Annotated in this window: 19 protein-coding genes; 10 read left to right on the plus strand and 9 right to left on the minus strand. The window is 70.5% G+C overall.

The features are described from left to right. Nucleotide 1: 1 nt before the first annotated feature. The 4 genes from P1P70_RS06395 to P1P70_RS06410 all read left to right on the plus strand — a co-directional run bounded on the left by P1P70_RS06395 (nucleotide 2) and on the right by P1P70_RS06410 (nucleotide 5,975). Entirely contained in the window at nucleotides 2-1,564 is a 1,563-nt protein-coding gene (locus tag P1P70_RS06395; protein ID WP_413471424.1) for a class I adenylate-forming enzyme family protein, read from the plus strand. Nucleotides 1,565-1,624: 60 nt separating this feature from the next. Continuing rightward, a complete protein-coding gene (locus P1P70_RS06400) occupies nucleotides 1,625-2,488 on the plus strand; it encodes a methyltransferase domain-containing protein (protein WP_319235303.1) in 864 nt (287 codons plus the stop codon). After that, nucleotides 2,485-4,287, plus strand: coding sequence for a CoA transferase (locus P1P70_RS06405; protein WP_319235305.1), 1,803 nt, complete (start codon nucleotides 2,485-2,487; stop codon nucleotides 4,285-4,287). Before P1P70_RS06400 ends, P1P70_RS06405 begins: the two co-directional genes overlap by 4 nt. A gap of 92 nt (nucleotides 4,288-4,379) precedes the next feature. Then, the gene (locus P1P70_RS06410; RefSeq protein ID WP_319235307.1) at nucleotides 4,380-5,975 is read left to right on the plus strand and encodes a class I adenylate-forming enzyme family protein; all 1,596 of its coding nucleotides are present in this window, start codon (nucleotides 4,380-4,382) and stop codon (nucleotides 5,973-5,975) included. A 507-nt stretch (nucleotides 5,976-6,482) separates the two neighbouring features. Here the strand turns inward: P1P70_RS06410 and P1P70_RS06415 are convergent. Genes P1P70_RS06415 through P1P70_RS06425 form a run of 3 tightly spaced genes read right to left on the minus strand, consistent with a single transcriptional unit; the run spans nucleotide 6,483 to nucleotide 9,539 of the window. Next, nucleotides 6,483-7,988: a tripartite tricarboxylate transporter permease gene (locus P1P70_RS06415; RefSeq protein WP_319235308.1), complete on the minus strand. Its 1,506-nt coding sequence runs from the start codon at nucleotides 7,986-7,988 to the stop codon at nucleotides 6,483-6,485. Between the two features lie 44 nt (nucleotides 7,989-8,032). Beyond that, on the minus strand, nucleotides 8,033-8,527 hold the full coding sequence (locus P1P70_RS06420; protein ID WP_319235309.1) for a tripartite tricarboxylate transporter TctB family protein: 495 nt from the start codon (nucleotides 8,525-8,527) through the stop codon (nucleotides 8,033-8,035). A 4-nt stretch (nucleotides 8,528-8,531) separates the two neighbouring features. After that, a complete protein-coding gene (locus P1P70_RS06425) occupies nucleotides 8,532-9,539 on the minus strand; it encodes a tripartite tricarboxylate transporter substrate binding protein (protein WP_319235311.1) in 1,008 nt (335 codons plus the stop codon). Nucleotides 9,540-9,666: 127 nt separating this feature from the next. On the opposite strand from P1P70_RS06425, the gene P1P70_RS06430 reads away from it, so the two are divergent. Beyond that, complete coding sequence (locus P1P70_RS06430) at nucleotides 9,667-10,632, plus strand: LysR family transcriptional regulator (RefSeq protein WP_319235312.1); 966 nt, start codon at nucleotides 9,667-9,669, stop codon at nucleotides 10,630-10,632. Between the two features lie 10 nt (nucleotides 10,633-10,642). Here the strand turns inward: P1P70_RS06430 and P1P70_RS06435 are convergent, their stop codons facing one another. Beyond that, nucleotides 10,643-11,722, minus strand: coding sequence for an alpha/beta hydrolase (locus P1P70_RS06435; protein WP_319235314.1), 1,080 nt, complete (start codon nucleotides 11,720-11,722; stop codon nucleotides 10,643-10,645). A gap of 654 nt (nucleotides 11,723-12,376) precedes the next feature. On the opposite strand from P1P70_RS06435, the gene P1P70_RS06440 reads away from it, so the two are divergent. The 5 genes from P1P70_RS06440 (at nucleotide 12,377) to P1P70_RS06460 (ending at nucleotide 17,719) form a co-directional block, all read left to right on the plus strand. After that, complete coding sequence (locus P1P70_RS06440) at nucleotides 12,377-13,354, plus strand: ABC transporter substrate-binding protein (protein WP_319235316.1); 978 nt, start codon at nucleotides 12,377-12,379, stop codon at nucleotides 13,352-13,354. A gap of 80 nt (nucleotides 13,355-13,434) precedes the next feature. Beyond that, nucleotides 13,435-14,205: an ABC transporter permease gene (locus P1P70_RS06445; RefSeq protein ID WP_319235332.1), complete on the plus strand. Its 771-nt coding sequence runs from the start codon at nucleotides 13,435-13,437 to the stop codon at nucleotides 14,203-14,205. Between the two features lie 4 nt (nucleotides 14,206-14,209). Further along, nucleotides 14,210-15,001, plus strand: a complete 792-nt coding sequence (locus P1P70_RS06450) for an ABC transporter permease (RefSeq protein ID WP_319235318.1) — start codon at nucleotides 14,210-14,212, stop codon at nucleotides 14,999-15,001. Nucleotides 15,002-15,014: 13 nt separating this feature from the next. Beyond that, nucleotides 15,015-15,848: an ABC transporter ATP-binding protein gene (locus tag P1P70_RS06455; RefSeq protein WP_319235320.1), complete on the plus strand. Its 834-nt coding sequence runs from the start codon at nucleotides 15,015-15,017 to the stop codon at nucleotides 15,846-15,848. Between the two features lie 188 nt (nucleotides 15,849-16,036). Further along, nucleotides 16,037-17,719 carry an IclR family transcriptional regulator C-terminal domain-containing protein gene (locus P1P70_RS06460; protein WP_319235321.1) on the plus strand — a complete coding sequence of 561 codons (1,683 nt, stop codon included), beginning with the start codon at nucleotides 16,037-16,039 and terminating at the stop codon, nucleotides 17,717-17,719. Between the two features lie 231 nt (nucleotides 17,720-17,950). Here P1P70_RS06460 and P1P70_RS06465 read toward each other — a convergent pair whose 3' ends face one another. The 5 genes from P1P70_RS06465 to P1P70_RS06485 all read right to left on the minus strand — a co-directional run bounded on the left by P1P70_RS06465 (nucleotide 17,951) and on the right by P1P70_RS06485 (nucleotide 26,140). Next, nucleotides 17,951-21,142, minus strand: a complete 3,192-nt coding sequence (locus P1P70_RS06465; protein ID WP_319235323.1) for an RICIN domain-containing protein — start codon at nucleotides 21,140-21,142, stop codon at nucleotides 17,951-17,953. An 84-nt stretch (nucleotides 21,143-21,226) separates the two neighbouring features. Further along, a complete protein-coding gene (locus P1P70_RS06470) occupies nucleotides 21,227-22,984 on the minus strand; it encodes an amylo-alpha-1,6-glucosidase (protein ID WP_319235324.1) in 1,758 nt (585 codons plus the stop codon). A gap of 82 nt (nucleotides 22,985-23,066) precedes the next feature. Then, nucleotides 23,067-23,891 (minus strand): carbohydrate ABC transporter permease, encoded by an 825-nt coding sequence (locus P1P70_RS06475; RefSeq protein ID WP_319235326.1) that lies wholly within the window; start codon nucleotides 23,889-23,891, stop codon nucleotides 23,067-23,069. Beyond that, nucleotides 23,888-24,871, minus strand: coding sequence for a sugar ABC transporter permease (locus tag P1P70_RS06480; RefSeq protein ID WP_319235328.1), 984 nt, complete (start codon nucleotides 24,869-24,871; stop codon nucleotides 23,888-23,890). The genes P1P70_RS06475 and P1P70_RS06480 overlap by 4 nt, the downstream gene beginning before the upstream one ends. A 21-nt stretch (nucleotides 24,872-24,892) precedes the next feature. Next, on the minus strand, nucleotides 24,893-26,140 hold the full coding sequence (locus P1P70_RS06485; protein WP_319235330.1) for a sugar ABC transporter substrate-binding protein: 1,248 nt from the start codon (nucleotides 26,138-26,140) through the stop codon (nucleotides 24,893-24,895). Nucleotides 26,141-26,373: the final 233 nt, after the last annotated feature.

Here is a 26,373-nt window from a genome sequence, read left to right on the forward strand (position 1 = left end):
CATGGGCACCCTGTTCGACGACGCGGCGGCGGGCGGCGCCCGGACCGTGTTCCACCTGGACCGGCCCTTCGACATCGCCCCGCGGGCGGGCACCCGGTGGACCGTCGCGGAGCTCGCCGCCCTGGTCCGCGCCACGGCCGCCCGGCTCACCGACGCCGGGGTACGGCCCGGGGACCGCGTGGCCATCGTGAAGGACAACCACTGGGACTACGACCTGCTCGCCTGCGCCGCCGTCCGCGTCGGTGCCGTGCCCGCCCAGCTGTCCGCCCGACTGGACACCCCGGACCTCCTCACCCTGCTGCGGCGGCTGCGGCCGGCCGCGCTGGTCACCACCTCCGCGGTGCTGGCGCGCTGCCGGGACGCAGCCGCAGCGGCCCCCGTCTGCATCACCGTCGACACCGCTGTGCCCGGCGCGACCCACCTCGCCGCACTGGACGCCTCCGGCCCCGGTGCGCCGGTACGGCGCCATGAGGACGAGCCCTTGGTCATCCACCACACCTCGGGCACGACCGGCGTGCCCAAACTCGTGGTCCACTCCACGCGGACACTCGTGCACAAGCTGGCCCGCCTGGAGGCGGTGCGCCACCCGGGCATCGGGCTGCGCCGGGACGACGTCCTGTGCAACGCCAGCGCGTTCGCACACGGGCGCACCTTCTGCTGGACGGCGGTGGTGATGGCGCTCGCGCCCGCCAGGATCGTGGTCCTCACCGGCGACGACCCGGACACCGCCGACCCGTTACTGAGGGCGTACCCGCCCACCGTGGTGGAGGCGCTGCCCGCCACCTACGTCCGGCTGCGGCCGCTCACCGCACGGCTGGACAACCCGTTCCGGCGCGTCCGCCTGTACATCAGCACCTACGACGCGATGCACCCGCCCGCCCTGCGCACGTACCTGACCGCCAGCCGCCACGCCCACCCGCTGTGGATGCAGGGCTGGGGCCAGACCGAGACCGGGCCGCTGACGTTCCGCTTCCACACGCGGGGCTCCGCGCTCGCACCGGACGCCGCGTCCGCGACACGCCGGCTGGGCCGTCCGGTGCCGGTCCGGACCCGGCTGCGCGTGGTGGATCCGGACACACTGCGCCCGGTGCCGCGCGGCCGCCCGGGTCTGCTCCTGGTCCGCACACCGGCCCTCGCCCTGGGCTACGTCGGTGAACAGGAACGCTGGGAGGCCAAGCGCGTCGGCGACTGGTGGTCCACGGGTGATGTGGGGGTGCACCACCGCGACGGCAGCGTCAGCGTCCTGGACCGCGAGGCCGACACCCTGCCCGGAATGAGCTGCCTGCGGACCGAGGACCTGCTGGAGCAGCGGCTGCCCCAGGCCCTGGAATGCGTGATCGTCGGCGCGCCGGACGGCGATCCGCTGCCGGCCGTGGTCACCGCCGACGGCCGACTGGATCCGGATGCCTGGAAACAAGCCGCGCAGGGGCTGCCGGCGATGCGTCAGCCCGCGGTCCTGACCTGGGACGAGGTCCCTCGCACCGGCACCGGCAAGGTTCGCCGCGCCGCCCTGGCCCGGTACCTCACCGGTACCGCGGTCACCGGGACCGGCCGCTGGACCTGACAGGCCGCCACGTACGAGCCGGGCCTGACAGGCCACCACGCTGACGAGAGGAGTCCTGCCGTGTCCCAGCCGTCTCCCGAAACCGTGCCGCAATCGTCTCCCCCCTGGGAGCCGTCCCACGCCCGGGAAGCCGCGCGCGCGGTCTTCGCCAACGGCACCGCGAACAGCCGCGACCAGCACCGCTGCCTGGCCGCCGCGTACGACCCGGTGACCCTGCCCCGACTTGCCGCCGTCGGCGTCGGTCCGGGCTGGCGCTGTCTGGAGGTCGGTGCCGGCGGCGGCAGCATCTCGCGCTGGCTGGCAGACCGGGTCGCACCGGGCGGCTCCGTGCTCGCCACCGACCTCGACGCCCGCGACCTGACACCCGGCCCGTGCCTTGAGGTCGCTGCCCTCGACGTGACCCGCGACCCGCTCCCGGAGGGAGCCTACGACCTGGTGGTGGCCCGCCTGGTCCTGCAGCACGTGCCCTTCCGCGACACTGTCCTGCACAAGCTGGTGCGCGCCCTCAAACCCGGCGGCCTGCTGCAGGTCGACGAGATCGACGCCTCCTACGAACCGCCTCTGCTCACCCCGGACACACAGGCCGAGGCACTGTACGTCCGGTTCCTCGAGGCCAAGGCGGCGGCGCTGCGCGCCGCGGGCGGCGACCCGTGCTGGGCACGGAAAGCGCCGGCCGCCATGCGGGCGGCGGGGCTGACCGCCCTCGACGTCCACCTCCACATCGGCGTACGACACGCACAGGACCCCGGCCTGGGGCTCCAGCTGAACCACACCCGCAACCTCCGGGACCGGCTCAAGGAGCAGGGCATGACCGACGACGACCTGGACCGGGTGCGGGATCTGATGCGGGACCCGTCCTTCCGTGCCGCCTCCAGCGTCTTCTACTCCGTACAGGGCCGTCGGCCCGCCGAGGCGCGACCGTGACGCCGGGACTGCGGGCCGAGACCCGGCCGGCCGTCGCCACCACGATCGCGGAGCGTCTGCTGCGGCACACTGCGCAGGCCCTGCCGCAGGGGGCCGCCGCCGGCCCGGACCCGGTGCGGCTGCGCATCGAGTGGGCGGGCCCCGTCGCAACGGACCTGCCGGACGAGTGCGCGGTACAGGCCGCCTGCGGTCTGATGCACGTCCACGGCCGGGCCACGGGCGGGCCCGCCCCGCTGGCAGTCGACTACGCCTCGGTCGTGACAGGGGTGCTCGCCGCCCTGGGCGCCACCGCCCTGCGCGTCGGGCGGGCCCGCGGGTCGGACCTGTGCGAGGTGAGGACCTCGGTGGCTCAGGGAGCGCTGTTGTCGGTCGGGCAGTACCTCGCCGCCGCGACGGCCGGGGGGAGCGGCGGCCCGCCCGAACCCCGGCTCCCGCCGGACTCCGCGGGGCAGGCGGGCGGCCTGGCGACCCTGGTCACGTCCGACGGTGTCCGGGTGGAGGTCGAGACCCTCGCCCCAGACGCCTGGCGGGAGTTCTGGGTCCGGCTCGGTGTGGCTCCAGCTGTCGCGGGCCGCGGCTGGCTGCCCTTCCAGCAGCGGTTCGCCACCGCCGTCTGTCCCTTACCCGACGCGCTGCGGCAGGCCGCACGCCGACACACGCTGCCGGATCTGCGCGCCGCCGCACACCACAGCGGGGTCAGCCTCCTCGTCGTAAGGTCCGACCCGGCCCGCGCCGTCCGCCCGGAGCTCTGGGAACTGGACCCCTGGCCGGAACCGGCGCGGGGCCTGGGGCCGCATGCGGACAGCGCCGTCGGGGCCCCCTCCCCGCGCCCGGCCCGCGATGGCGCCCTGCCGCTGGCCGGGCTCCGGGTCGTGGAGTCCACCCGCAGAGTGCAGGGCCCGCTCGCAGGGCACATCCTGCGGATGCTGGGCGCCGACGTCGTACGGATCGAGCCGCCCGGCGGCGACCCGATGCGCTGGCTCCCCCCGCTGGCGGGAGAGTGCTCGGCCCGGTTCCTGGCGCTCAACGCGGGCAAGCCGGTGATTCAGGCCGACCTCACCACCGCACAGGGCCGCCGCACCATCCGCACCCTGGCCGCCGAAGCCGACGTGTTCCTGCACAACTGGGCCCCCGGGAAAGCCTCCCGTCTCGGTCTGGCCGCCTCCGACCTGCTGCCCGGGAGTCCCGCTCTGGTGTACGCCTGGGCGTCCGGCTTCGGCGACGCCTTCGGTGACCGGCCCCCCGTCGGCACCGACTACCTCGCCCAGGTGCACAGCGGACTCGCCGCCGCGGTACGACCGGCCGGCGAACCCCCGGCCCCGTCCCTGATGACCCTGACCGACGTGCTCGGCGGGCTGGTGTGCGCCCAGGGCGTGCTGACCGCGCTGGCGGTCCGTGAGGCGGCCCACCGGGGCAGCCAGGTCCACTCCTGTCTGCTCTCCGCGGGCGCCCTGGTCCCCCGTCCCGCCCACCGGGTCCGCTGGACGCCACTGGACCGGCCGCTGCGCACGGCGGACGGCCACCTGCACCTCGGCCCCCGCGCCCGGCAGCACCCCGAGGCGGTGCGCCGCCTCCTGGACGGCGCCGACACCGCGTCCACGCGGGACGTCGCGGCCCGCTTCGCCCGCCGTACGACCGAGGAGTGGCGGGTGCGGCTGGTCGAGGCAGGGCTGACGGCGACACCCGTGCTGACCGATCTGTCCGACCTGCCCCACGACGCCGCCTTCCGGACAGCCGTCGCACCGCCGGACCCAGCCGTCGGGTACGCCCGCCCTTACACACCGTGGGAGTTCGCATGACGGCCGCCCCCATAACGCCGCAGAGGACGGCTACGACGGATAACGGGCGACCGGCGTGGACCTCACGCGCCGGAGTTCCCTTCCCCGACCTCGTGCCCCGCGACCAGCGACGGGCCTGGGTGGCGGCCGGCGTGTGCCCGGACACCGACCTGTACAGCCTGTTCACCGCCCACGTCCGGGCACATCCGGACCGTGAGGCGCTGGTGGACGACGCCGGGGTGCTGTCCTACGCGGCCCTCGACACCGACGTGCGCCGCATCGCCGCCGTGTTCGAGCAGGCGGGCCTGGGGGCCGGGGACGTGGTCGCGCTGCGGCTGCCCAACGGACGCGACGCCGTCGCCGCGGAACTCGCCGTGTACGCGATCGGCGCGGTGGCTCTCCCTCTCCCTCCGGGCGGCGACGACCGTGACCTGCGGGCGCTGCTGACCCGCTCACGGGCCCGCGGCGCCGTCCTCACCGGGGCGCCTCAGGCACGGGGCGTGGTGGACCTTCCTCACCTGCACACCCTGTTCGTACCCGGCCCCGGCGAGGGACGGACCCAGGGGCTGCACGCCACACGCCCCACGGCTTCGCACCGCCGACGGCACCGGCCGGCCGATCCGTACGGTCCCGCCCGCATCCTGGTGTCCTCGGGTACCGAGGCCGAGCCGAAGATGGTCGCCTACAGCCATCACGCCCTGGCCGGCGGCAGGGCCCGCTACGTCCGGGCGCTGCACCCGGACTCCTCGGTGCCGCCCCGTCACCTCGTCCTCGTCCCGCTGGCTTCCTCCTTCGGCTCGCTCGGCACGCCCGTCACCCTCGCCGCCCTCGGCGGCACTCTGATCGTGCAGTCGGTGTTCGACGCTGAGGGTGCGCTGCGGCTGGTCGCAGCGCACCGGCCCACCCACCTCTTCGCGGTGCCCACGATGCTCCGCCGGCTCGCCGACCTCCCATCCCAAGCCGACGAGGACACCTCGTCGCTCCGTGTCGTCGTCTCCAGCGGCGCGGCGCTGCCCGCGGCGACCGCTGACGCGTGCCTCAGGCGGTTCGCCCGGCCGGTCGTGACCGTCTACGGCTCCTCGGACGGCGTGAACTGCCACACCGCGGGCGAGTGTCTCGCGCCGGGTGACAGCGTCGGCACCCCCGACCCCACGGTCGCCCGCATCCGGATCACCGGCCCCGACGGCACGCCCCTGACCACCGGGCACACCGGCCAGATCGAGGCCAGAGGCCCCATGACACCGATGTGCTACGTCAACGCGCCGGAACTGGACGCCCGTTACCGCACGTCGGAGGGCTGGGTGCGCACCGGCGACCTCGGCCGACTGGACGAGCACGGACGGCTGCACGTCCTGGGACGGCTCAAGCGCATCGTGATCCGCGGCGGCCTCAACATCAGCCTCGCCGAGGTCGAACGCGAACTCGGCAGCCATCCAGCGGTGGCCGAGGCGGTCTGTGTCCCGGTACCCGACCCGACCCTCGGCGAACGCCTGTGCGCCTGCGTCCGCCCGGCCCCCGGCACCCCCACGTCCACCCTGTCCGACCTCACCACCCACCTGCTGAACCGCGGCCTGGCCCGCCGCAAACTCCCCGAACTCCTCCTGGTGGTGGAGGAGATGCCCCTCGGCCCCACCGGCAAGATCTGCCATCGCACCCTGGCCGCCCGGGCGATTCGGCGCCCCGTCCCGGACCGGTCGGAAGGCGGGTGACGACCGGCCGCTCACGTCCCTCCGCCACTACCCCGGGGGGGTAGGCGTCGACCGGTCACCGCCAGGCGTGACCTTCAACGGCCTGCGACGCCAGGACCAACTCTGCGATCAAGCCAGTGATACCGCCCGTCCCGAGCGGTCGAGGACCTACTCGTCGCCGTGCTGCCCCTGATTCCGCGAGTGCGTGACGCCCACAGCACCTTGCCTCCACCACTCCTGACCGTCACAACGCCGCCAACCGCCCGCACGACCCACACAAGGCGGAAAGAGTGTCCGCCAGTACAAGAGTGCCCTGGGACTTTTCTGGGACTTCCGGCTGCATCAACGGGCACGAGGGTGAAACACCTAAAAGGCCATTCACGCAGGTCAGTGGTCTGCGACCGCCCATCACAGCAGGTCACAGCGTCTGCCGGTCTCTTCCGGGACATCTGAACGGCGCGGTGCTGTGCCCCTTGGAGGCAAGGGGCACGGCACCTCGGATTGCTGGGAGGTGGCCGGCGTGGACGGTCATACCGGTTCCTTGCTGTGGCGGGGGTCGGTTCTGCGGTTGCGCCGGAGCGCCCGGGCGGCCGGCACCAGCGCGACGGCGAGGAGGAGCGCGAACAGCGTTCCCGAGATCGGGCGGGTGAGGAAGCCGCCGGGGTTGCCTTCGAAGAGCAGCAGTGAGCGGCGCAGTGAGCTTTCCAGGAGTGATCCGAGGACGAAGGCGAGGACGAGTGGGCCCGGGTCGAATCCGAGTTTCTTCATGAGGTATCCGAGGACGCCGAAGAAGACCACGAGTCCGATGTCGAAGACGCTGTTGTTGACGGTGTAGGCGCCGATGAGGGTGATGAGGACGGTGAGGGGGGCCAGGATGGTCGGGCGTACGCGCAGGATGCGTACGAACAGTCCTACGAGCGGGATGCTCATGATGAGCAGAAGGATGTTCCCGATGTACATCGAGTTCACCACGCCCCAGAACAACTCGGGGTGCTCGGTGACGAGTTGAGGGCCGGGGGTGATGCCCTGGATCAGGAGGGCACCGAAGATGACCGCCATGGTGGCGTTGGCGGGTATGCCGAGGGACAGCAGCGGGATGAACGAGGAGGTGGCGGCCGCGTTGTTGGCGGTCTCGGGTGCGGCGACACCTTCGACGGCGCCGCGGCCGAAGCGCTCCGGGGTGCGTGAGCGGCGTTTTTCCAGGGCGTAGGCGGCGAGCGAGGCGAGGACCGCGCCGCCGCCGGGGAGGATGCCGAGGACGAAGCCGATGACGCCGCCTCTGCCGATCGCGCCGGAGGACTGGCGCAGGTCGGAGCGGCTGGGCCAGACGTTGGCGACCTTGGTGGGTGCGCGAGCTGCGCGGTGGCGTTCTTCCAGGGTGTGGAGGATCTCGCCCAGGCCGAAGAGGCCCATGGCGATGGGGACGAAGTCCAGGCCGTCCGCGAGTGACAGGCTGTCGAAGGTGAACCGTTCCGCGCTGGTGAAGCCGTCTCGGCCGACGGTGGCCAGCAGCAGGCCGAGGGCGGCGGCGATGAGGGCTTTGAGCATGCCGCCGCCCGAGACGGTGGCCACCAGCAGGATGCCGAGCAGCGTCAGCAACGTGTATTCGGGTGGTCCGAAGTCCAGGGCGAATTCGGCGACCAGGGGGGCGACCAGGCTGAGGGCGACGATGGCGAGGGTGCCGCCGACGAAGGAGCCGATTGCGGCGATGCCCAGGGCGGTGCCGGCCTTGCCCTGGCGGGCGAGGGCGTGGCCGTCGAAGACGGTGACGACGGAGGATGCCTCACCGGGTAGGCGCAGCAGTACGGAGGTGATGGTGCCGCCGTACTGGGCTCCGTAGAAGATGCCCGCCACCATGATGATCGCGGTGACGGGTTCGAGGCCCAGGGTGATCGGAAGCAGAATGGCTATGGTGGCGGCCGGTCCCAGACCGGGCAGGACACCGATCAGCATGCCGATGACGACACCGACAAGGCAGTACAACAGATTGGTCGGCTCGAGGACGACGCCAAAGCCGTCGAGCACGGGGGACACGTCCAACCATCCTCCCCAACGTGTGGTGGTGTGCGGTCACGCGGTCAGAACAGGTGCGGGATGGTGACCTTCAGCGCGCCGACGAACAGGGCGTAGAACGCGCAGGTGGCGCCGAGGCTGACGACGATGGAGGTCCGCAGGCTCTCCCGGCCCAGGATCCGAAGCCAGAAGAAGGCCAGAAGGGCTGTGGGGATCTCGAAGCCGATCACGCCGATGACCGCTACGTAGGCCACCATGGTCCCGATCGCCACGATCACCAGGAGGCTGGTGCGGGTGAACTGCTCGGCGTCGTCCGTGCGTCGGGCAGCGGCGGCCAGGAGCACGCCGAGAACGATCAGTGCCGCGCTCACCAGGGCCGGCCAGGTGCCGGGCCCGGGTTTCGAGGGGCTGCCTGTGCCCAGGCTCAGCGCCCCGGCGAGCGCTGCGGCACCGAGAACCACGACGACCGCGGCCGTGACGAGGTTGGTCACCGGGCCCGCTGTCGGCGGCCGGGTGTCGTCGGAGGGTTCGTCGACGGTCGGCGGGTTCTCGGTGGACATGGCCTCAGTTCCCGCTCATGTCGATCTGGTACTCGTCGACGAGGGCGCGGTACTTCTCCAGCGAACCCGTCCACTGCTCGATCAGCTCGGCGCCCTCGACCTCGCTGGGTGTGAGGAGCCGCTGCGTGTTGAAGTCCTGGTACTTCTTGTCCTCGAACGCCTTGCGGAACGCCGTCCGCAGCCGGTCGACGACCTCCTTGGGAGTGCCCTTCGGGGCGACGACGGCACGCGACTGCTGTACCGGGACGTCGTAGCCGGCCTCGACCGCGGTGGGGATGTCGGCCATGTACGTGGGCCGCTTCTCCGCGAAGGTGACGAGGGGGGTGATCTTGCCGGCCTTGATCTGGGGCTGGGCCTCACCGAGTTGGATCGAGGCGACGTCGACCTGACCGCCCAGGAGGGCGGTGAGTGTGGGTGCTCCGCCGTCGAACGGCACGGCGGTCGCCTTCACCTTCGCCTGGGAGAACAGCAGCGCCTGGCTGAGGTGGCTGCCCGTGCCGACGCCGGTCGTGCCGTAGGTGATCGAGCGGTCGGCGTCGACGATGTCCTTGACCGTCCTGAAACCGGACTTGGGGCTGGCGACCAGGACATAGTCGTCCTGGGAGAGGCCGGTGACGACTTGGTAGTCGTTGATGTCGACGGCTTCGTCGGCGGACACGGCCAAGGGCGTGATGTAGGCCAGCGAGCCCACGAAGAGCATGATGGTGTGGCCGTCGGCCTTGGCGCCGGCCAGTTCCTTGGCGGCGACAGCGCCGTTGGCGCCGGGCTTGTTGACGACCGTGATGTTCTCTTCGAGGTCGGCGCCGGCGGGCTCGGCGGCCGCGCGGGCGATGAGGTCGGTGCTGCCGCCGGGGTCCTGACCGACGAGCAGGGTGATGGCTCTGTCCGGGAACGAGCTGTCGTTCTTCGACCCGTCATCTCCGACGTTGCCACCGCAGCCGGGCAGCGCGATCACGGCGGCGAACACGGCGACCGCGGCTATGCGGCGGTGAAGCCGAAGCCTGGTGTGCATGAGCGTCTCCCTCAAGCGAGTTGGGCGGAGATGTGACATGGGTCTCGGTTCCACGGTGTCGCGCAGCCTATGACCGCCCGTCATGCCTGTCCAACTCCGTTAACGCATGGGGTGATACCTTTCTTGCATGACGTATACCTTGGGGCAATTACGGGGATTCGTCGCCGTTGCCGAGGAACTTCACTTCGGCCGGGCAGCGGTACGACTGCGCATGACCCAGCCGCCGCTGAGCCGTCAGATCCAGAAGCTCGAAGCGGCCGTCGACGTACAGCTCCTCGAGCGGGACAAGCAGCGTGTGGCTCTCACGCCGGCCGGTGCGGCGTTCCTGGTCGAGGCCAGGCGCATCCTGGCGATCGCCGAGGCCGCCCCGGACCTGGCCCGCCGCATCCACTCGGGTTCCCGTGGCGTGGTGCGGCTCGGCTTCACCGCCGCGTCGACCTTCGGCACGCTCGGCCGCATCCTCAACCGGCTGGAGCAGAGCCTGCCGGAGGTCCGCATCGAGCTGTTCGAGATGGTGACGCGCGAGCAGATCGACGCCCTCGCCGGCGAGGACATCGACCTCGGGCTCGCCCGTCCGCCGTTCGACTCCGAACTCTTCGACTCGCGCCTGATCCAGCAGGAGGCGCTGCTGCTCGCGGTGTTCGACGGGCACCGGCTGGCCGGCCTGGACCGGCCCGCTCGCGCCGACGACCTGGCCGGCGAACCGCTGATCTTCCACTCGCAGCGCAAGGCGCGGTACTTCTACGACCTGATGGTCAGCATGGTCCCGCTGACCCAGGAACGGGTGGTGCACAGCGTGAGCCAGATCCTCACGATGCTGTGGCTGGTCTCCGCCGGGCGGGGTGTCGCCTTCGTGCCCGCCTCCGCCGCCTTGCTCCGCATTCCCCATGTCGCGTTCGTCCCGCTGGCCACGCATGTGCCCCGACCGGTGGAGCTGCATCTGCTGTGGCCGCGGCAATCGCGCAATCCCGCCCTCGCGCAGGTGCTGGCCGCGCTTGAGGACCTGGAACCGCGGGAACACCCGAGCAGGCCGGTGGTTTCGCCCCGCGCCGGCGAGAGGACCGATACCGAAGCGGCATCACACAATGCGTGAACACTCGGTTTCAGTGGGCGATGGGGCGGAGCCTCTGTTCGAGGAAGGAGGTGACCGTCTTCCACGTCGGGGTCACGGGGTGGGGAGGCGTGGTGCGCCCGTGGTGTGCGGACTCCGCGTAGGCACCCTGACGGGTTTCGTCGTCGGTGAGCATGTCCTGCAAGGGGCCGTGTCCGGCTTGCGGGAAGGAGATCAGGCGAGCCTCGTCACCCGCGGAGGCCAGCTTGTCGTAGAGCGAGCGGCCCTGGTGATACGGCACGAAGGGGTCCTGTTCGCCGTGGAAGATCAGGAAGGGCGGGGTGCGCCGGTCGCCGATGTAGGTGAGGGGGTTCGCGGCGGCGACCTTGTCGGGACAGTCCGTGATGGTGCATCCGAGCATCAGCGACTCGGGTGAGCGCGGGTCGGAGTGGCATTCCGCCAGCCCGAACACCGAGTTGAACACCTTGCAGTCGTCCGGCATGTGGGCGTCCATCTGCAGGAAGTCCGTCGGCGGGTAGAACGGCACGGCTGCCTGGACCGCGCTGGAGGGTCCGCGTACGCCGACGTCGCCTTCGAGTGCCGGGATGTTCCCGGTGACGGCGGCCATCGCCGTGGTCCAGCCGCCGGAGGAGTCACCCATGATGGCGAATCGGTCGGGGTCGAGGTTGTAGGTCCTCGCGTTCGCGCGCAGCCAGCGGATGGCGCCCTTGATGTCGTGCAGCTGAGCTGGGAACTGCGCCTGCGAGCTGGAGCGGATTGCCACGCCCGCAACCGCGAAACCGCGCGGGTTGAGCTGCCGGGCGACCTCGTCGGCGCCCGTGCGGCCGCTGTCGGCCAGCCAGCCCGAGCCGCTGGAGAAGATCACCAGCGGGACCGGCCGCTGCGACCTGGGAACGTACAGGTCCAGTAGATGGCCCTGGGTTCCGGGTGGCTGGGCGGGGGCGTAGGCGACGTCCTTGGTGATCTCCACACTCGTATGCGCTCGCGCGGGGGCGGGGGCCCCGGCGGTCGTGCACAGAGCCACGGCCACGGCCGCGGCGGCGGCCGCCATCGCCCGCGGAACGCGCCCCGAGGTCGCTTGTCGTTCGTGCAGCCGTGTGCGCAGAAGCATGGTGCCGACTCCTCTTCGATGCGGGTGCGGGACTGTGGGGAGGCGAGCGGGGGGTGAGTTCGGGGAGAGGCAGAACGTCGGTTGCCCGGAGTCCCCACGCCGACCCGAGCGGCGAGCGGCACGAGGGCGATCGCGACAGCGCCCACGACTCCCCACAGAGCGCCCACGACTCCGCACAGAGCAAAGCTCTGTTCGCCTGGTGAAGCATGCTTCGCTGTAAGGTGGTCATGAGTCTCGGGTGGTGGTGGGTCGGTGTCAATGGGACCGACCCGCTTTCCGTTCGGTCGCCCGACTCGATCCCGCGCACGGGCGGACTGTCGGCGGCCGCCTGAGGAAACGGCCGCGAGCGGAGATTTCCGGGGCTCCTGCCCCTCGGTCGAGTTCGTTCGAGCCGGGCGGGACCGTCACTGAGACCGACCCGAGCGCAGGCCGCGTCTTGACGATTCGTCACACCGGCAGGTCAGCCGACACGGACGGCCACCAGCCCCGGCCGAGGAGGAGAGACAGGACCGCAGAGACGGGATCACGGCCGCGGAAACTGGCCGCGCGCTACCTATTGACCCCGCCAAGGACAGAGCCATAACGTCCGGCTTGCTTGTTCGGCACATGAAATTTTGTGCGCGTGACGCACATATCTCGTCAGGAGGGGCCCTTATGCGAAGGCGCATTCTTGGGCTTGTTGCGGCGGCGGTGACGGTCGCGACCGCTGCCGGATGTGGATCCTCTTCGACCGGGAGCGGCGGTTCGCCGGCCTCGGGTGGGAGCAAGACCACGAAGGTCACGGTGGGGATCATCCCCATCGTCGATGTGGCACCGCTGTATCTGGGGCAGAAAAAGGGATTCTTCGCCGAGCGTGGAATCGATCTGAAGATGGAACTCGCCCAGGGCGGCGCCGCGATCGTCCCCGGCGTCGTCAGCGGTCAGTTCCAGTTCGGCTTCAGCAACGTCACTTCACTGATGATCGCCCAGACGAAGGGTGTGCCGATCAAGTCCGTGGTCAACGGGGTGGCCACCAACGGCAAGGTCGGTGCCGACGTCACCGGCGTCGCCGTCAAGAAGGACAGCCCGATCAAGTCGGCCAAGGACCTCGCGGGCAGGACGGTGGCGGTGAACACCCTGCAGAACATCGGGGACACCACGGTCCGTGAGTCGGTACGCAAGGCCGGCGGCGACCCCTCCAAGGTCAAGTTCCTGGAGATGCCCTTCGACCAGATGCCCGCCGCACTCGACGGCGGGCAGGTGGACGCCGCCTGGATGGGTGAGCCCGCGCTGACCATCGCCAAGGGCCAGGGCGCCCGTGTGGTGGCCTCTCCGTTCGCCGATACCGACCCGAAGCTCACCGCCGCGACCTACTTCGCCGCCACGAAGCTGACGAAGGAGAACCCGGACCTGGTGAAGAAGTTCACCGAAGCGATGACCGAGTCGCTGAAGTACGCCTCCGAGCATCCTGACGAGGCACGCCAGATCCTCACCACCTACACCAAGATCGACGGTGAGGTGCTGAAGAAGCTGACGCTGCCCAGCTGGCCGGCAACGGTCGACATGGCCTCCCTGGAGAAGCTGGCCGCGCTCGGCGAGGAGGACGGCATCTTCGGCGACAAGAAGCCGGACCTGGACGCGCTGTTCTCATGACACCGTCGGGAATCGCCTCTGTGAAGACGACGCCCGCCGGGACCGACACCGATCCCGGCGGTGCCCGCGCCCCGCGCGGCCTGGGCGGCGCCACCGCTCCGCTGCGCGGGCTGGCCGGACTGGCCGGTCTGGTGGTGGTACTGGAAGTGCTGCCGCACACCGGACTGGTCTCCGCCGACTACCTCCCGCCCGCTTCGGACATGGCCGAGGCCCTGTGGCACCTGCTGGCCGAGGACACGTTCTGGACCGCGCTCGGTGACACCCTCACCGGTTGGAGTCTGGGCCTCGTCATCGCCGTCGTGGCGGGGGTGGCGGCCGGAATCGTCATCGGCTCCGTTCCCGTGCTGCGTGCGGTTACCGCCTCCACCATCGAGTTCCTGCGGCCGATCCCGTCCGTGGCCCTGATCCCGGTGGCGGTACTGCTCTACGGCACCGATCTTCGATCGACGCTGCTCCTGGTGGTGTACGCCTCGTTCTGGCAGGTGCTCGTCCAGGTGCTGGCCGGTACGCAGGACGTCGACCCGGTCGCGGACGACACCGCCCGCAGCTATCAACTGGGCAGGTGGGGGCGGGTGCGGTACGTCCTGTGGCCCACCGCGCTGCCGTACGTCATGACCGGCGTCCGCTTGGCGTCCACCGTGGCCCTGGTCCTCGCGATCACCGCGGAACTCGTCATCGGCTCACCCGGTCTGGGCCACGAGATCGCCGTCGCGCAGACCTCCGGAGCCGTGCCGCAGGTCTACGCGCTGGTGCTGGTCACCGGGCTGCTCGGCGTCGCCGTCAACCTGGTGGCGCGGGCGGTCGAGCGGCGAACGCTGCACTGGCATCAGTCTCTGCGCAGGGAGGGATAGCCCGATGACTCACACGACGGTCCTCACCGCGGCCCGCCGGGCCTCGCTGATCGCGGGTCTGCCCGCGGTCCTGTTCGCCGTGTGGTGGTTCGCCACCGCCGACAGCACCGACTTCTACCTCCCGCCGCTGTCCACCATCCTGCAGAAGTTCGGGGAGGTCTGGGCGGGCGAACGGCTGGTGTCCGACGTCCTGCCCAGTCTGGTCCGGCTCACCGCGGGCTACCTCCTCGCCGTCGTCATCGGCGTCGGGCTGGGCCTGCTGGTCGGTATGAGCCGTGTCGTACGGGACGTCCTGGAGCCGGTCCTGGAACTCTTCCGGGCCATTCCGCCGCCCGTGCTCGTCCCGGTGATCATGCTGTTCGCGGGCATCGGCGACACCATGAAGGTGCTCGTCATCGTCAGCGGCTGCATATGGCCGATCCTGCTCAACACGGTCGAGGGGGTCCGCGCGGTCGACGAGGTGCTGAGTGACACCTGCCGGTCCTACGGCATCACCGGCCCTTCCCGGCTGTGGCATCTGGTGCTCCGCTCGGCCAGCCCGCAGATCGTCACGGGCATGCGGCAGTCCCTGTCGATCGGGATCATCCTCATGGTCATCAGCGAGATGTTCGCCGCGAGCAACGGGCTCGGCTTCACCATCGTGCAGTTCCAGCGCTCGTTCGCGATCCCCGAGATGTGGAGCGGCGTACTGCTGCTCGGCCTGCTCGGACTCGCCATGTCGCTGCTCTTCCGATTCGCGGAGAGCCGGTTCCTGGCCTGGTACCACGGCCTGCGCCGCGCCCAGCGCAACCCCTGACAAGGAGACGTCGATGCTTGACGTACGCAACCTGCAAAAGATCTACACCGGACGAAACCGCAAGGTCGAAGCACTGCGCAACCTGACCTTCCATATCGGTGCCGGCGAACTGGTGTGCATGGTGGGCCCGTCGGGATGCGGCAAGACCACGCTGCTCAAATGCATGGCCGGGCTGCTCACCCCCACCGCCGGCGAGGTGAGCCTCGACGGCCGTCCGGTCGCCGGGCCCCCGCCCGGCATGGCGGTCGTCCTCCAGGAGTACGGCCGCTCGCTGTTCGCCTGGATGAACGTGCGCGACAACGTCGCCCTGCCCCTGCGCCGCAAGAAGCTCGGCAAGGCGCGCGAGCGGGAGTTGGTGGACCACGCCCTGGAGGTGGTCGGACTCGCCGACGCCCACGAGGCGTACCCCTGGCAGCTCTCCGGAGGCATGCAGCAGCGCGTCGCGATCGCCCGCGCGGTCGCGTACGAGCCGAAGGTGCTGCTCATGGACGAGCCCTTCGCGGCCGTCGACGCGCAGACCCGCGCCGAACTGGAGGACCTCATCCGCCGGTTGTGGCGCGAGCTCGGCGTCACCGTCCTGTTCGTCACCCACGACATCGACGAGGCGGTCTACCTCGGCCAGCGCACCCTCATCCTGTCCAAGTCCCCGACCGTCGTCCAGGAGGACCTCACCATCGACCTCCCCGACGAGCGCGACCAGTTGCACACCCGCTCCAGCACCCGCTTCGCCGAACTGCGCGCCCACGTCTACGAGCAGATCCAACGGGCCAAACACCACGACGGCGATACGGAGGCGCCGCCGGACGACAGCAGTCCCGGCCTCCTCCTGCAGCACACGGAGTCCTAGCACCCCGCCCGGTACGGAGGCCGGAGTCCCGCACCAACACCTCCAGAGCCGCGCTCACCACCGAGCACACGGAAGGCACCGATCCCGCAACGTTCCGGGTCTCGCCGTTGCCGCGACGGCGTGCCGGAACCCCTGCACCCGCCAGGCATCATTCACCCAAGTGACGAGACAGCCGCCGCGGAGAGCCCATGACATCGACCCACACCGTGCCGTCCGCCGACCCGGTTTCGGCGCTCGCGCCGCCGGAGGAGGCAGTGACCCCCCTCATGCGCGGTATCGCCGTGCTGCACGGGCTCACCGACCTCGGAGGGACGGTCGGCCTCAGCGACCTGGGACGGGTCACCGGACTGGCCCGCTCCACCATCGACCGGGTCACCGGAACACTCGCGCGCATGGGGTACGTGCGCCTGGACGGCAGCAACGCCGTCCTCGCCCCCCGCCTGATGGAGTTGGGCAACGCCTACCTGGCCGCCCTGCGCCTCCCCGACCTGCTGAGCGTGCACGCCGAACGCCTCGCCGACGAACTCGACGAGTCGGTGTCCCTCGCAGTGCCGGACGGTGACGGCATCCGCTTCATCCATCAGGCGATCCGCCGCCGCGTTCTGTCACTGAGCTTCCGCATCGGCGACCTGCTGCCCGCCGAACGCACCGCCCCCGGCCCGCTGCTGGCAACCGAATGGAGCGCGCAGGACTGGGCACGGTGGCGAGAACGTCAGATGACCGACCCCGAGGTCCTCGGCTTCCCGGCGATCCCCCCTCGAACGCACAGCCCCGCCGCCGAGGATTTCGAACGCAGAGTGGAAGAGGTGCGGGCGCAGGGCTGGGCACTGGACGACCAGTTGATCGAGCCGGGTCTCGTCGCGGCATCCGTTCCGGTTCGCGCCCCGGACGGCCGGATCGCCTGTGTGGCGAGTGTCGTGAGCCATACCAGCAGGCACAGTGCGGACTCCTTGCGCGCGTGCCTTCTGCCCAGACTCCGTACCGCGTCGGCCACCATGGAGCGAGAGCTGGCCGACGCCCCGCCTCCCGAACCGCCGAGCGCCCCCTCGGGCCTTGCCACATGGACGAGCGCCTCGAAACAAGAACTGGGCGGGGAGTTCATCGCGTCCCTGGCCCGCGGTCTGACCGTCGTCACCGCATTCGGTGAGGGCCGTGCGGAGCTGACACTCTCCGAGGTCGCCCAACGCACCGGCCTGCCTCGCGCGACGGCTCGCCGCGCCCTGATAACCCTGGAGCATCTCGGCCATGTCAGGGGGCGCGGCCGGGCCTTCCAGCTCACTTCACGGGTTCTCGCCCTGGGTTTCCCACCGCTGTCCAAGACGACGCTCGCCCGTATCGCGCACCCCCACCTCGCCGAACTCACCCGACGGGTGCAGGACTCGACGTCCTTGTCCGTACTCACCGGCAGCGACGTGCAGTGCGCGGTCTCGGTCGCCGCAGGCCGCATCATGGGCGTCGACATCTCCGTGGGCTCACGCGTGCCCGCCTACGCGACCTCCACGGGCCGGGTCCTGCTGGCCGATCTCCCGGCAGCCGAGCGTTCCGCTCGGCTGTCCAAGGCACGGATGGGGGCACTGACCCCCCGCACAGTCACCCGGCCCACCGACCTGACGGTGATCCTCGACCGGGTGCGCGAGGAGGGCTACGCCCTGGTCGACGAAGAACTGGAAGCAGGCCTTCGCTCGATCGCCGTTCCGGTACGTGACCGCAACGGCTGCCTCGTCGCGGCGATCAACGTCAATATGCACAGCAGCCGCCGCTCGGCTGCGGAGTGCGTCGAGAACGTCTTGCCGGAACTGCGCGCCACGGCCGCTCGCATAGAGGCCGACCTGCACGTGACGGGGCGCTTTGTTCAAGTCCCGGCAGCCTGAACGACCAGCGTGGACGACAGGGCCGTGCAACCCGGCGGGGAGAGGTCATACGCACAGGTCAGCTGGCGTTCACGACCGGGGCGGTGGCGCGGCTGCGCCCCGGCCACATCAGCGGCTCATCGCGGAACGGCACCGCGTTCACTGGTCTGTTCCGGGACATCCGAGGTGCGGGTGCCGCCGCACCCCGTCCGAGACGGGTGCGGCGGCACTTCGGGTGTGCTGGGATGTCGCTCAGTCCCTGCCGGTGAGCCTCCAGATCTGGTTCCTCTTGGTGGTCAGGGCGCTCGCCGCATCGCACGGCCACTGGTGGACGAGGGCGCCGGGTGCGGTCGAGATGGTGCTGACGTCTACGCACTTGCCGCTGTGGACCGCGACTAGCTGGTAGTCGTGGCTGTTGCCGAGCGCGGTCACCGCCGCCAGTCTGAACCGCTGGTTGGTGCCGCCGTGGCAGGTCCACTGCTGGACGGCGGCGCCGTTGGCCGTCGAGATGCCCGCGACGTCCAGGCACTTGCCGCTGGAGTGGTTGACGACGGTGTAGGTGTCGGTCGAGCCGGAGACACGGTGGAAGTCGAAGACCTGCTCCTGGCCGCTTCCACAGGTGTTCTGCCGGTACTGGGTGCCGTCCGCGGTGGACTTGGCGGGGTTCTCGAGGCAGAGCCCGCTGTGCTGGGCCACCGCCGTGGAGGAGAAGGCGGCCGGGGCGCCGATGTGCAGGCTCGCCGGTGCGAAGGAGACCTGGTCGAGGTGCGGGGCGGAGCTGGAGCGCATCGGTTGTCCGATGTCGCTGCCGCCGCCCGAGTACACCTTGCCGATGGTGGTGCCGTCCCAGTTGAAGAGCTGTGAGGACGTGAACCTGACCGTGTTCGCACCCTTCTTGAGGGTGACGTGGGCGGTGTGGTCGGCGAACTGGTTCCAGTGCAGGGTGCTGGCGAAGTTGACGCGGGTGGCGTCGCCGCCGTTGACGCTGACGTCGGCGTGCTCGGCGTACAGGTCGGGGTTGTAGTGGTTCGAGGGCAGTTCCTCGGCGTTGGCGTAGCGCATCGTCATGGCGTAGGTGCCGGCCGAGGGCGCGTCGACGTCGAGGGTGAGGGAGTTGGCGGTGCCGTCGGAGATGCCGGTGACGACCTCACCGCTGGCCTGGTTGTAGGCGGTGGAGACCTCGGCGGTGCCGGTGAGGGTGCCGTCCTCGGCCTGGTAGGTGACGACGTTGCCGGTGGTGACGGCGGAGGTGGCGCTGAAGGGGGTGACCGCCAGGTTGTCCAGGGCGAGGGTGCCTGCGGCGCCGGTCGCCTTGACCTTGTTGATGCCGGCCTTCAGGTACACCCGGTTGGTGGAGGTGGACCAGGCGTCGGGCGTCGCGCCGGAGAGGGTCTGGTCGTCGGCGGTCCTGCCGTTGACGGTGAGGTCGGCCCGGCCGGTGTTGCGGAAGCGGGCCGTGAGGTCCGCGTAGCCGTCACGCGCCGAGTAGACCCAGAACGTCGCCGACTTGCCGGAGGTGAGGTTCACCGCGCCCGCGCCGGACTGGCCCTGGGAGGTGTAGGTGGTGCTGCCGTTGTCGGAGAGGGTGGCCTGCTCGGCCTCGTGGAGCGTGGTGCCCTGGACGTCGGCGTCCCGGTACCGGAGGTCGATCTTGTCGATGATGGCGTCACCGTCGGTCTTCGCGCCGTTGTCACCGGTGGTGGCCAGGGTGAGGGTGTGGCTGCCGGCGGTGAGGTGCACGGTGGTGTCGCTGTGGCCCCACACCACCCACTGGAAGCCCACCGGGATGTCGACCCTCTTCGAGGCACCGCCGTCGACGCGCAGGTACACGTCGGTCGGGCCCTTGACCTCGGCGTCCTTGGCGTAGCTGCTGCCGAACACCGACACGTCGTAGTCGCCGGTCGTGGGCACGGAGACGGGGAAGGAGATCACCGTGGTGGAGCCGGTGCGCAGACCGCCGACGTCCTTCGTACCCGAGGCGGGGAACTTGCTGACGTTGCCGGTGGTGCCCTCGGTGTTGATGTTGTAGCCGCTGCCGCTGAGTGTGGCGTTCTCGGCCTCGTACGTGCCCGTCCAGGTGCTGTCGGAGGGGGTGGCGCTGCCGGTGCCGCCCGGGGAGACGATCACCTGGTACGCGGACATCGCGTCGAGGGTGAGGGGGACGGTGATCGAACCGTCGGAGCCCACGGCCACGTCGGCGTCGGAGAGCCGGGTCGGGGTGGCCGCCGCGCCGAGGTAGCCGCTGTAGCGGTCCTGGAAGACGCTGACGTGCACGGTGGTGCCGAAGACCGCGGGATCGATGTTCTTGATGACCGTGTCGGAGGCGCCGCTGGTGCCTCCCCCGGCGAGGATGACGCGGGCCTGCTTCCTGCCCGTGTCCAGGCTCGCCAGGCCCTGCAGGGTGTACGCGGCGTTGTTCCCGGAGCTGGTGACCTTGACGGTGTCGCCGCTCATGGAGCTGTACCAGTTGTAGAGCCACCACTGGGCGTTGGGGGTGTTCTGGGCGGCGGCGGAGTCACCGAGGTTGCCGTTGATGTTCCAGTACGGCAGGTTGCCGTCGATCTTCTTGTCCTCGATGGCCGCGATCCACTGCACCATCTGACCGGGGTCGGTCAGGTGGTAGCGGTGGGCGTACTCGTTGAGGTTGACGGTGATCGGCGACGTGATGCCGGCGGCGGTCTCCACCGCGCGGTAGGAGTCGACGGTGCTGCGGACGTCCGCCGGGCTGCCCAGGGTGTGCCAGGTGACCACGTCGGGCAGGCAGTTGTTGGTCTTGCAGTAGGTCAGGAAGCCGCTGAGGGAGGAGGAGGTGTAGCTGGAGGTGTTGGGCCCCGCCAGCCGCGCCTCGGGCCAGATGCCCTTGATGAAGTTGTACGTCTGGCGCCACTCCGCGTTGAAGTTGTTCAGCGCGGTGGAGTTGGTGCGCATGCCGCCGAACCAGTTCAGGTCGGGCTCGTTGTAGGGGACGAAGACGATGTGGCTCGCGTGGGGGCTGGCCTTCGCCTGCTCCACCTGGGTGCGCATCGTCTCCTGGTAGGCCGCGTAGCTCGTGCGCTCGTAGTTGGCCCGGTAGACGTCCGTCATGTAGATGAAGACGTCCCCACCGCCGCTGTCCACGAACGGCTCGGCGATCTCCAGGGCGTCAGAGCCGGGGTGCTGCTGTCCGTCCTGGTACTTGGTGTTGGTGGTCTGCACCCCCATCCCCTCGATGAGATTGTCGGTGGGCACATCCGGGCCGTACAGGCCGTACAGCACCCCGGAGGCGCCACCGCGGAAGGCTCCGGTGGTGGTGCCCAGGTCGACGGTGAGGGTGGGGTCCGCGGCGGCGGCCGGCGCCGCGACCGCGGTGGTGAGGCCGGCCAGGACGGTCAGCGGAAGCAGTGTCCGGGTGATGCCGTGGAGAAGGCGTCTTGACGCCGAGCGTCTCTGCCCGAGTCTTCGCATGTGCTCACGTTCCTTCAGGGATGGGGCTTGTTGTTGCTGCGCCGGCCCCCGTGCCGGACGTGTGGGTGGGTTCTGGCTCGCGGGTCAGACGACGGCTTCGCCGGTCCGGGCCTCCTCGCGCAGGTGGTGGGCGCGGGCGAGGAGGAGGTAGCTGCTCGCGGTCCAGGTGTAGGCGCGGTCGCGCAGGCCGGTGCCGGTGAGGGCGTCGAAGTTCTCGGCGAACCCGTGGGTCTCGCACAGGGCGCGGAAGCGGGCGCTGATGTCGTCCGCGAGGCGTTCGTGGCCGGCGCGGCGCAGGCCGTCCTCGACGAGGACGGTGGCGGGGGCCCAGATCGGGCCGCGCCAGTAGCCGTCGGCGAGGTAGTGCGGGGACGTGGGCAGTTCGGTGGCGAGGCCGTACGGGGTCAGGTGGGCCTTGATGTGGTCGGCGAGGGTGCCGGCGACGTCGCCGGGCAGGTGCTCGCCGAGCGCGATGGGCATCAGGTCGAGGAGGCCGGCGCTGCTCCAGGTGTCCCCGGTGCGGGCCGAGCGGGCGACGAACCTGTCTCCGGTCCAGAGCTGGTCGAGCAGTGCGGTCTGGATCTCCTCGGCCGTCCGTGTCCACCGCTCGGCCGCGTCCTGGTCATCCAACTCCCTTGCTAGGGAGACGAGTTCGTGGAGCTGGAGAACGAGGAAGGCGGCGAGGTCGGCGGTGACGACCACCCGCTCGGCGTCGAAGGTGGTGGCGTTGTCCCAGCCGCTGTCGTTGCCGTGCTGGTAGTGGGGCAGGTCGGCGCCGGGGGCGCGCCGGGCGGTGAGCCAGAAGCCGGTCCAGCGCTCCAGGCGCTCGTACACCTGGGTCAGTTCGGTGCGGTCGGGAGGGGTGGGCAGGGTGCGGCGCAGATGGCCGAAGGCCCAGCCGTGGATGGGCGGCTTGACGAAGTTGTAGAGGACCTCGGAGTGGGTGACCGAGTCCGGCAGGGCGCCGCTCTCGTCCTGGTGGTCGAAGGGCAGGTGGAACTGGTCCCGGGCCAGCTCCGGCGAACCCTCGGCCAGGGCGAGGGCGTTGAAGCAGTGGTCCCAGCTCCAGACCTTGTCCATCCAGTGCTTGGACATCAGCACGCCCGGCCGGGTGACCAGGCCCTTCGCGGCCACGGTCGCCGACCAGACGACGTACGCGGCCAGTTCGGCGGCCGGGGTGGCGTCCGAACGCCAGGGGGCGACGGCGTCGACGAAGTCCGCGAAGGCGGCCCGTGCGGAGGCCACCACGGCGTCGAAGGGTGCCGAGGGCGCGTAGGGCGGGCGGGCGGCGTCGAGTTCCTCGATCGCGATCTCCCAGCAGCCGTCCGCCGGCGCGGTCACGGTGACACCCCGGTCGGCGCTGCCCAGGGCCTGAGACCCGGTCGGCTCCGCGAGGGCGCCGGACAGGAGGGTGACGCGGTAGCGGCGGCCGGTCTCGTAGGAGGTGAACACGTGCGCGTTCGCCACCGGGTCGTCGTAGAAGTACGTGCCGCTGAACGGGGTCAGCGTCGGCGCGGCGGCGAGGACGCCGAAGTCCAGGCCGCTGCCCCGCAGGCGTACGGTGTCGGGGGCCTCGTAGGCGAGCTCGACGTGTCCCTGCCCGTCGGTCCAGGTGAGCAGGCCCGGTGTCGCCTCGACGCGGGTCTCGGCCCGCTCCCCTCCCGTCGGGGCCAGGGGGACCAGGCGCAGGACGCCGTGCATGCCGTTCTGGTGCGAGACGAGGTGGAGGTCCTCGGCGTAGGTCTTCTCCGCGACCACGGGGGAGATGTCGAACCAGGATCCGTACGCGCTGAACGGGATGTCGTGGACGGAGAAGGCGGGGCCGGATCGGGCGGCGGTCATGTGGCGGGACTCGTTTCTGGAGCAGGGGGTGCCGACCGGCCGGCGCGGGAGGGCGCCGGTCGTGGTGGCGGGGCGGGGGGGCTCAGTCCTTGACTGCGCCGGTGGTGACACCGGCCGCCACATAACGTTGGGCGAGGACGAGGATGACCGCGGCGGGCAGGGAGGCCACGACGGCGGTGGCCATGATGGCGTTCCACTCCTGGTTGTTGTTGCCGATGTAGTGGTAGATGCCGAGGGTGATCGGCTCGTGGGTGCCGCCGTTGACCAGGGTGTTGGCGAAGACGAAGTCGGACCAGGACCACAGGAAGGCGAACAGCGAGACCGTGACGACGGCGTTGCGGCTCATCGGCAGGACGATCGACCAGAAGGTCCGCAGGGCCCTGGCTCCGTCCATCTGCGCGGCCTGGAGCAGTTCGCCGGGGATGCCGGACATGAACGCGGTGAAGATGAGCACCGCGAAGGGGACGGCGAGGGTGGAGTCGGCGACGATCAGGCCGGGGACGGACTGGAGCAGGCCGAGCTGGAGGTAGATGGCGTAGAAGCCCATCGCCATGATGATGCCGGGGATCATCTGGGCGGCCAGCAGGACGAAGCTCAGCAGGCCGCCGCCGCGGGGGCGCAGCTTGGCCAGGGCGTAGCCGGCGGGCGCGGCCAGGGCGACGGTCAGGACGACGGTGCCGAGGGCGACGACGAGGCTGGTCGCGAGGTAGGGCAGTTGCTCGGCGAGGACGGTGCGGTAGCCGGCCAGGGTGGCGTGGGCCGGGAAGAGGTCCGGTGGGCTCTTGCGCATGTCCTGGTCGCGGGTGAGGGAGACGTTGACCATCCAGTAGACCGGGAACAGCATGACCCCGGTGAACAGCAGGCCGAGGGCCGTCTTCCACCACGCGCGTGAGGCACTTCGGTTCATGACAGCGCCTGCTTTCGCTGGACTCGGAGGTAGACGAGGCCGAAGACCAGGGCGGCGACCACGAGCAGGTTGCCGACAGCCGCGCCGGGGCCGAAGGCGGGCAGGAGGTTGCCGAAGCCGAGTTGGTAGGACCAGGTGGCGAAGGTGGTGGACGAGTCCGCCGGGCCGCCTTTGGTCATGATCCAGATGATGTCGAAGACCTTGAGGGTGTAGACGAGGCCCAGCAGCAGGGTGATGGCGGAGACCGGGCGCAGCAGGGGGAAGGTGATGCGCCAGAAGCGCTGCCAGGCGTTGGCCCCGTCGAGGGCCGCGGCCTCGTACAGCGATCCGGGGACGGACTGCAGACCGCTGTGGAGGACGACCAGGTTGAAGGGGACGCCGATCCAGATGTTGGCGATGATCACCGAGGTCAGCGACCAGTCGGGGGAGGTCAGCCAGTTCACCGGGCCGACGCCGACGGCGTGCAGGGCGGCGTTGACGATGCCGGAGTCGCTGTTGAACATCCACGACCAAGTGGAGGCGGACACGATCAGCGGCAGCAGCCAGGGCACGAGGAACAGGGCCCGCAGGGTGGTGGAGAGCCGGAAGTGCTGGTGGAAGAAGACCGCGAGCGCCAGGCCGATGGCGTACTGGAAGACCAGGCACACGGCGGTGAAGACGACGGTGTGCAGCAGGGCGGGGGCGAAGGTCGGGTCGTCGAAGACCTTCTGGTAGTTGGCCAGGCCCGTGAAGGGGGCGTCGCCCTGGACGAAGGAGCGGACGGTGTAGTCACGCAGGCTCAGGTCGAGGTTGCGGTACAGGGGATAGGCGTAGAAGAGGGCGAGGTAGAGGGTGACCGGGGCGAGGAAGGCCCAGGCCGCCCACTGCGGGGAGGTCGGACGGCGCCGTTCCCGCGCGGGGGCCCGGGGCGGGGCGGCGGTGGCCGCCCCGCCCGGGTCGTACGCGGACCGGCGGTCCGGGACGTGTTTCGTGTCGTTCATCGACGGACCGCGCATCCCTGGTTACTTGACGGCCGACTGGGCCTTGGTCAGCGCGTCCTTCGGCGACTCGGCGCCGCTGAGCGCGGACTGGACGGCCTTCCACAACTGCTCGGAGATCTTGGGGTACTTGGTGCCCAGGTCGTCGCTGGTACGGCCCTTGGCTGCCTTGACCGCCTCGACCCACGGCTTCAGCTCGGCGTTGGCCGCCACCTGCTTGTCCTGGACCTCGGTGGTGGGCGCGACGTAGGACAGGGTGGTGTCGGTGTCGTACAGGTTGTCGGTGCTGGTGAGACAGGTGACGAGCTTCTGCGAGGTGGCGTAACGGGCGGCGTCCTTCTGGACCGGGACGGTCACGAACTCACCACCGGTCGGGGCCGCCGCGTTGCCGCCCTTGGCGGCCGGGACCGGTATCACGCCGTAGTCGAAGCCGGCCTTCTCCGCGTTGGCGAGCTGCCAGGTGCCGTTCTCGCTGAAGGCGTAGTCACCGGTGGCGAACTCCTGCCAGCTGGTGGTCTGGGTGTTGTTGATGACCGAGTTGGGGGCGTAGCCCTTGTCGAGCCAGCCCTTCCACAGCGACAGCGCGGAGACGCTCTCGGCGGAGTCGAGTGCGGTGAGCTGCGCGCCCGAGCCCCAGAACCAGGGCAGGAACTGGAAGCTGCCCTCCTCCGTGCCGATCGCCGAGAAGGTGATCCCCTTCTTGCCGGCCTTCTCGACCTTCGCCAGCGCCGCCGTCAGCGACTTCCAGTCCTTGACCGAGCCGATGTCCACGCCGGCCTCCTTCAGCACCTCCTTGTTGTAGTAGAGGGCGAGGGTGTTGGCGCCGATCGGCATGCCGTAGGTCTTGCCGCCGGACTGGCCGGCCGCGAGCAGGTTGGGGTCCACCGCCGAGGTGTCGAGCTTGTTGTCGTCGGTCGTGGTGAGCACGCCCGCCTCGGCGAGCGTCGAGACGACCGGGTTGTCGACGATGAGCACGTCCGGGGAGTTGCCCTGCTGGGCCGCCAGCAGCGTCTTGTTGGGCAGGTCGCTGGTGTCGAAGCCGGTCCGCTTGATCTTCACGCCCGCGTCGGTGCCGCACTTGTCCAGCAGCTTCGTCCAGGCCGAGCCCTTGGCGAACTGCGGGTACGGGTCCCAGATGGTGTACGTGCCGCTGTCCGCGTCCTTGGCGCCGGTGCTGCCCGAGCCGGAGGAGCATGCGGTGGCGCTGACGGCCACGGCCAGGGCCGTCAGGGCCGCGGCGGTCAGACGGCGCTGTCTGGAGGTGGGGTGCATGGCGGGTTCCTTAGCTTCTGGCACGGGTGTGCCGTGAGAGGGAGGGTGACGGGGGGAGCCGGGCACGCCGAACGGCGGCGGTGAGGGATCCGGGTGCTCGGTGCGACGGGGCGGGACGCCCGGGGGTGATGACGGGGCGAGGACGCCCGGAGGTGGTGACGGGGTCGGGAGAGCCGTAGGTGGTGACGGAGTCGGGAGAGCCGTGGGTGGTGTCGGGGCGAGAGGGGCCTAGG

The organism is Streptomyces sp. MB09-02B (genome assembly GCF_033794485.1).
Taxonomy (GTDB): Bacteria; Actinomycetota; Actinomycetes; order Streptomycetales; family Streptomycetaceae; genus Streptomyces.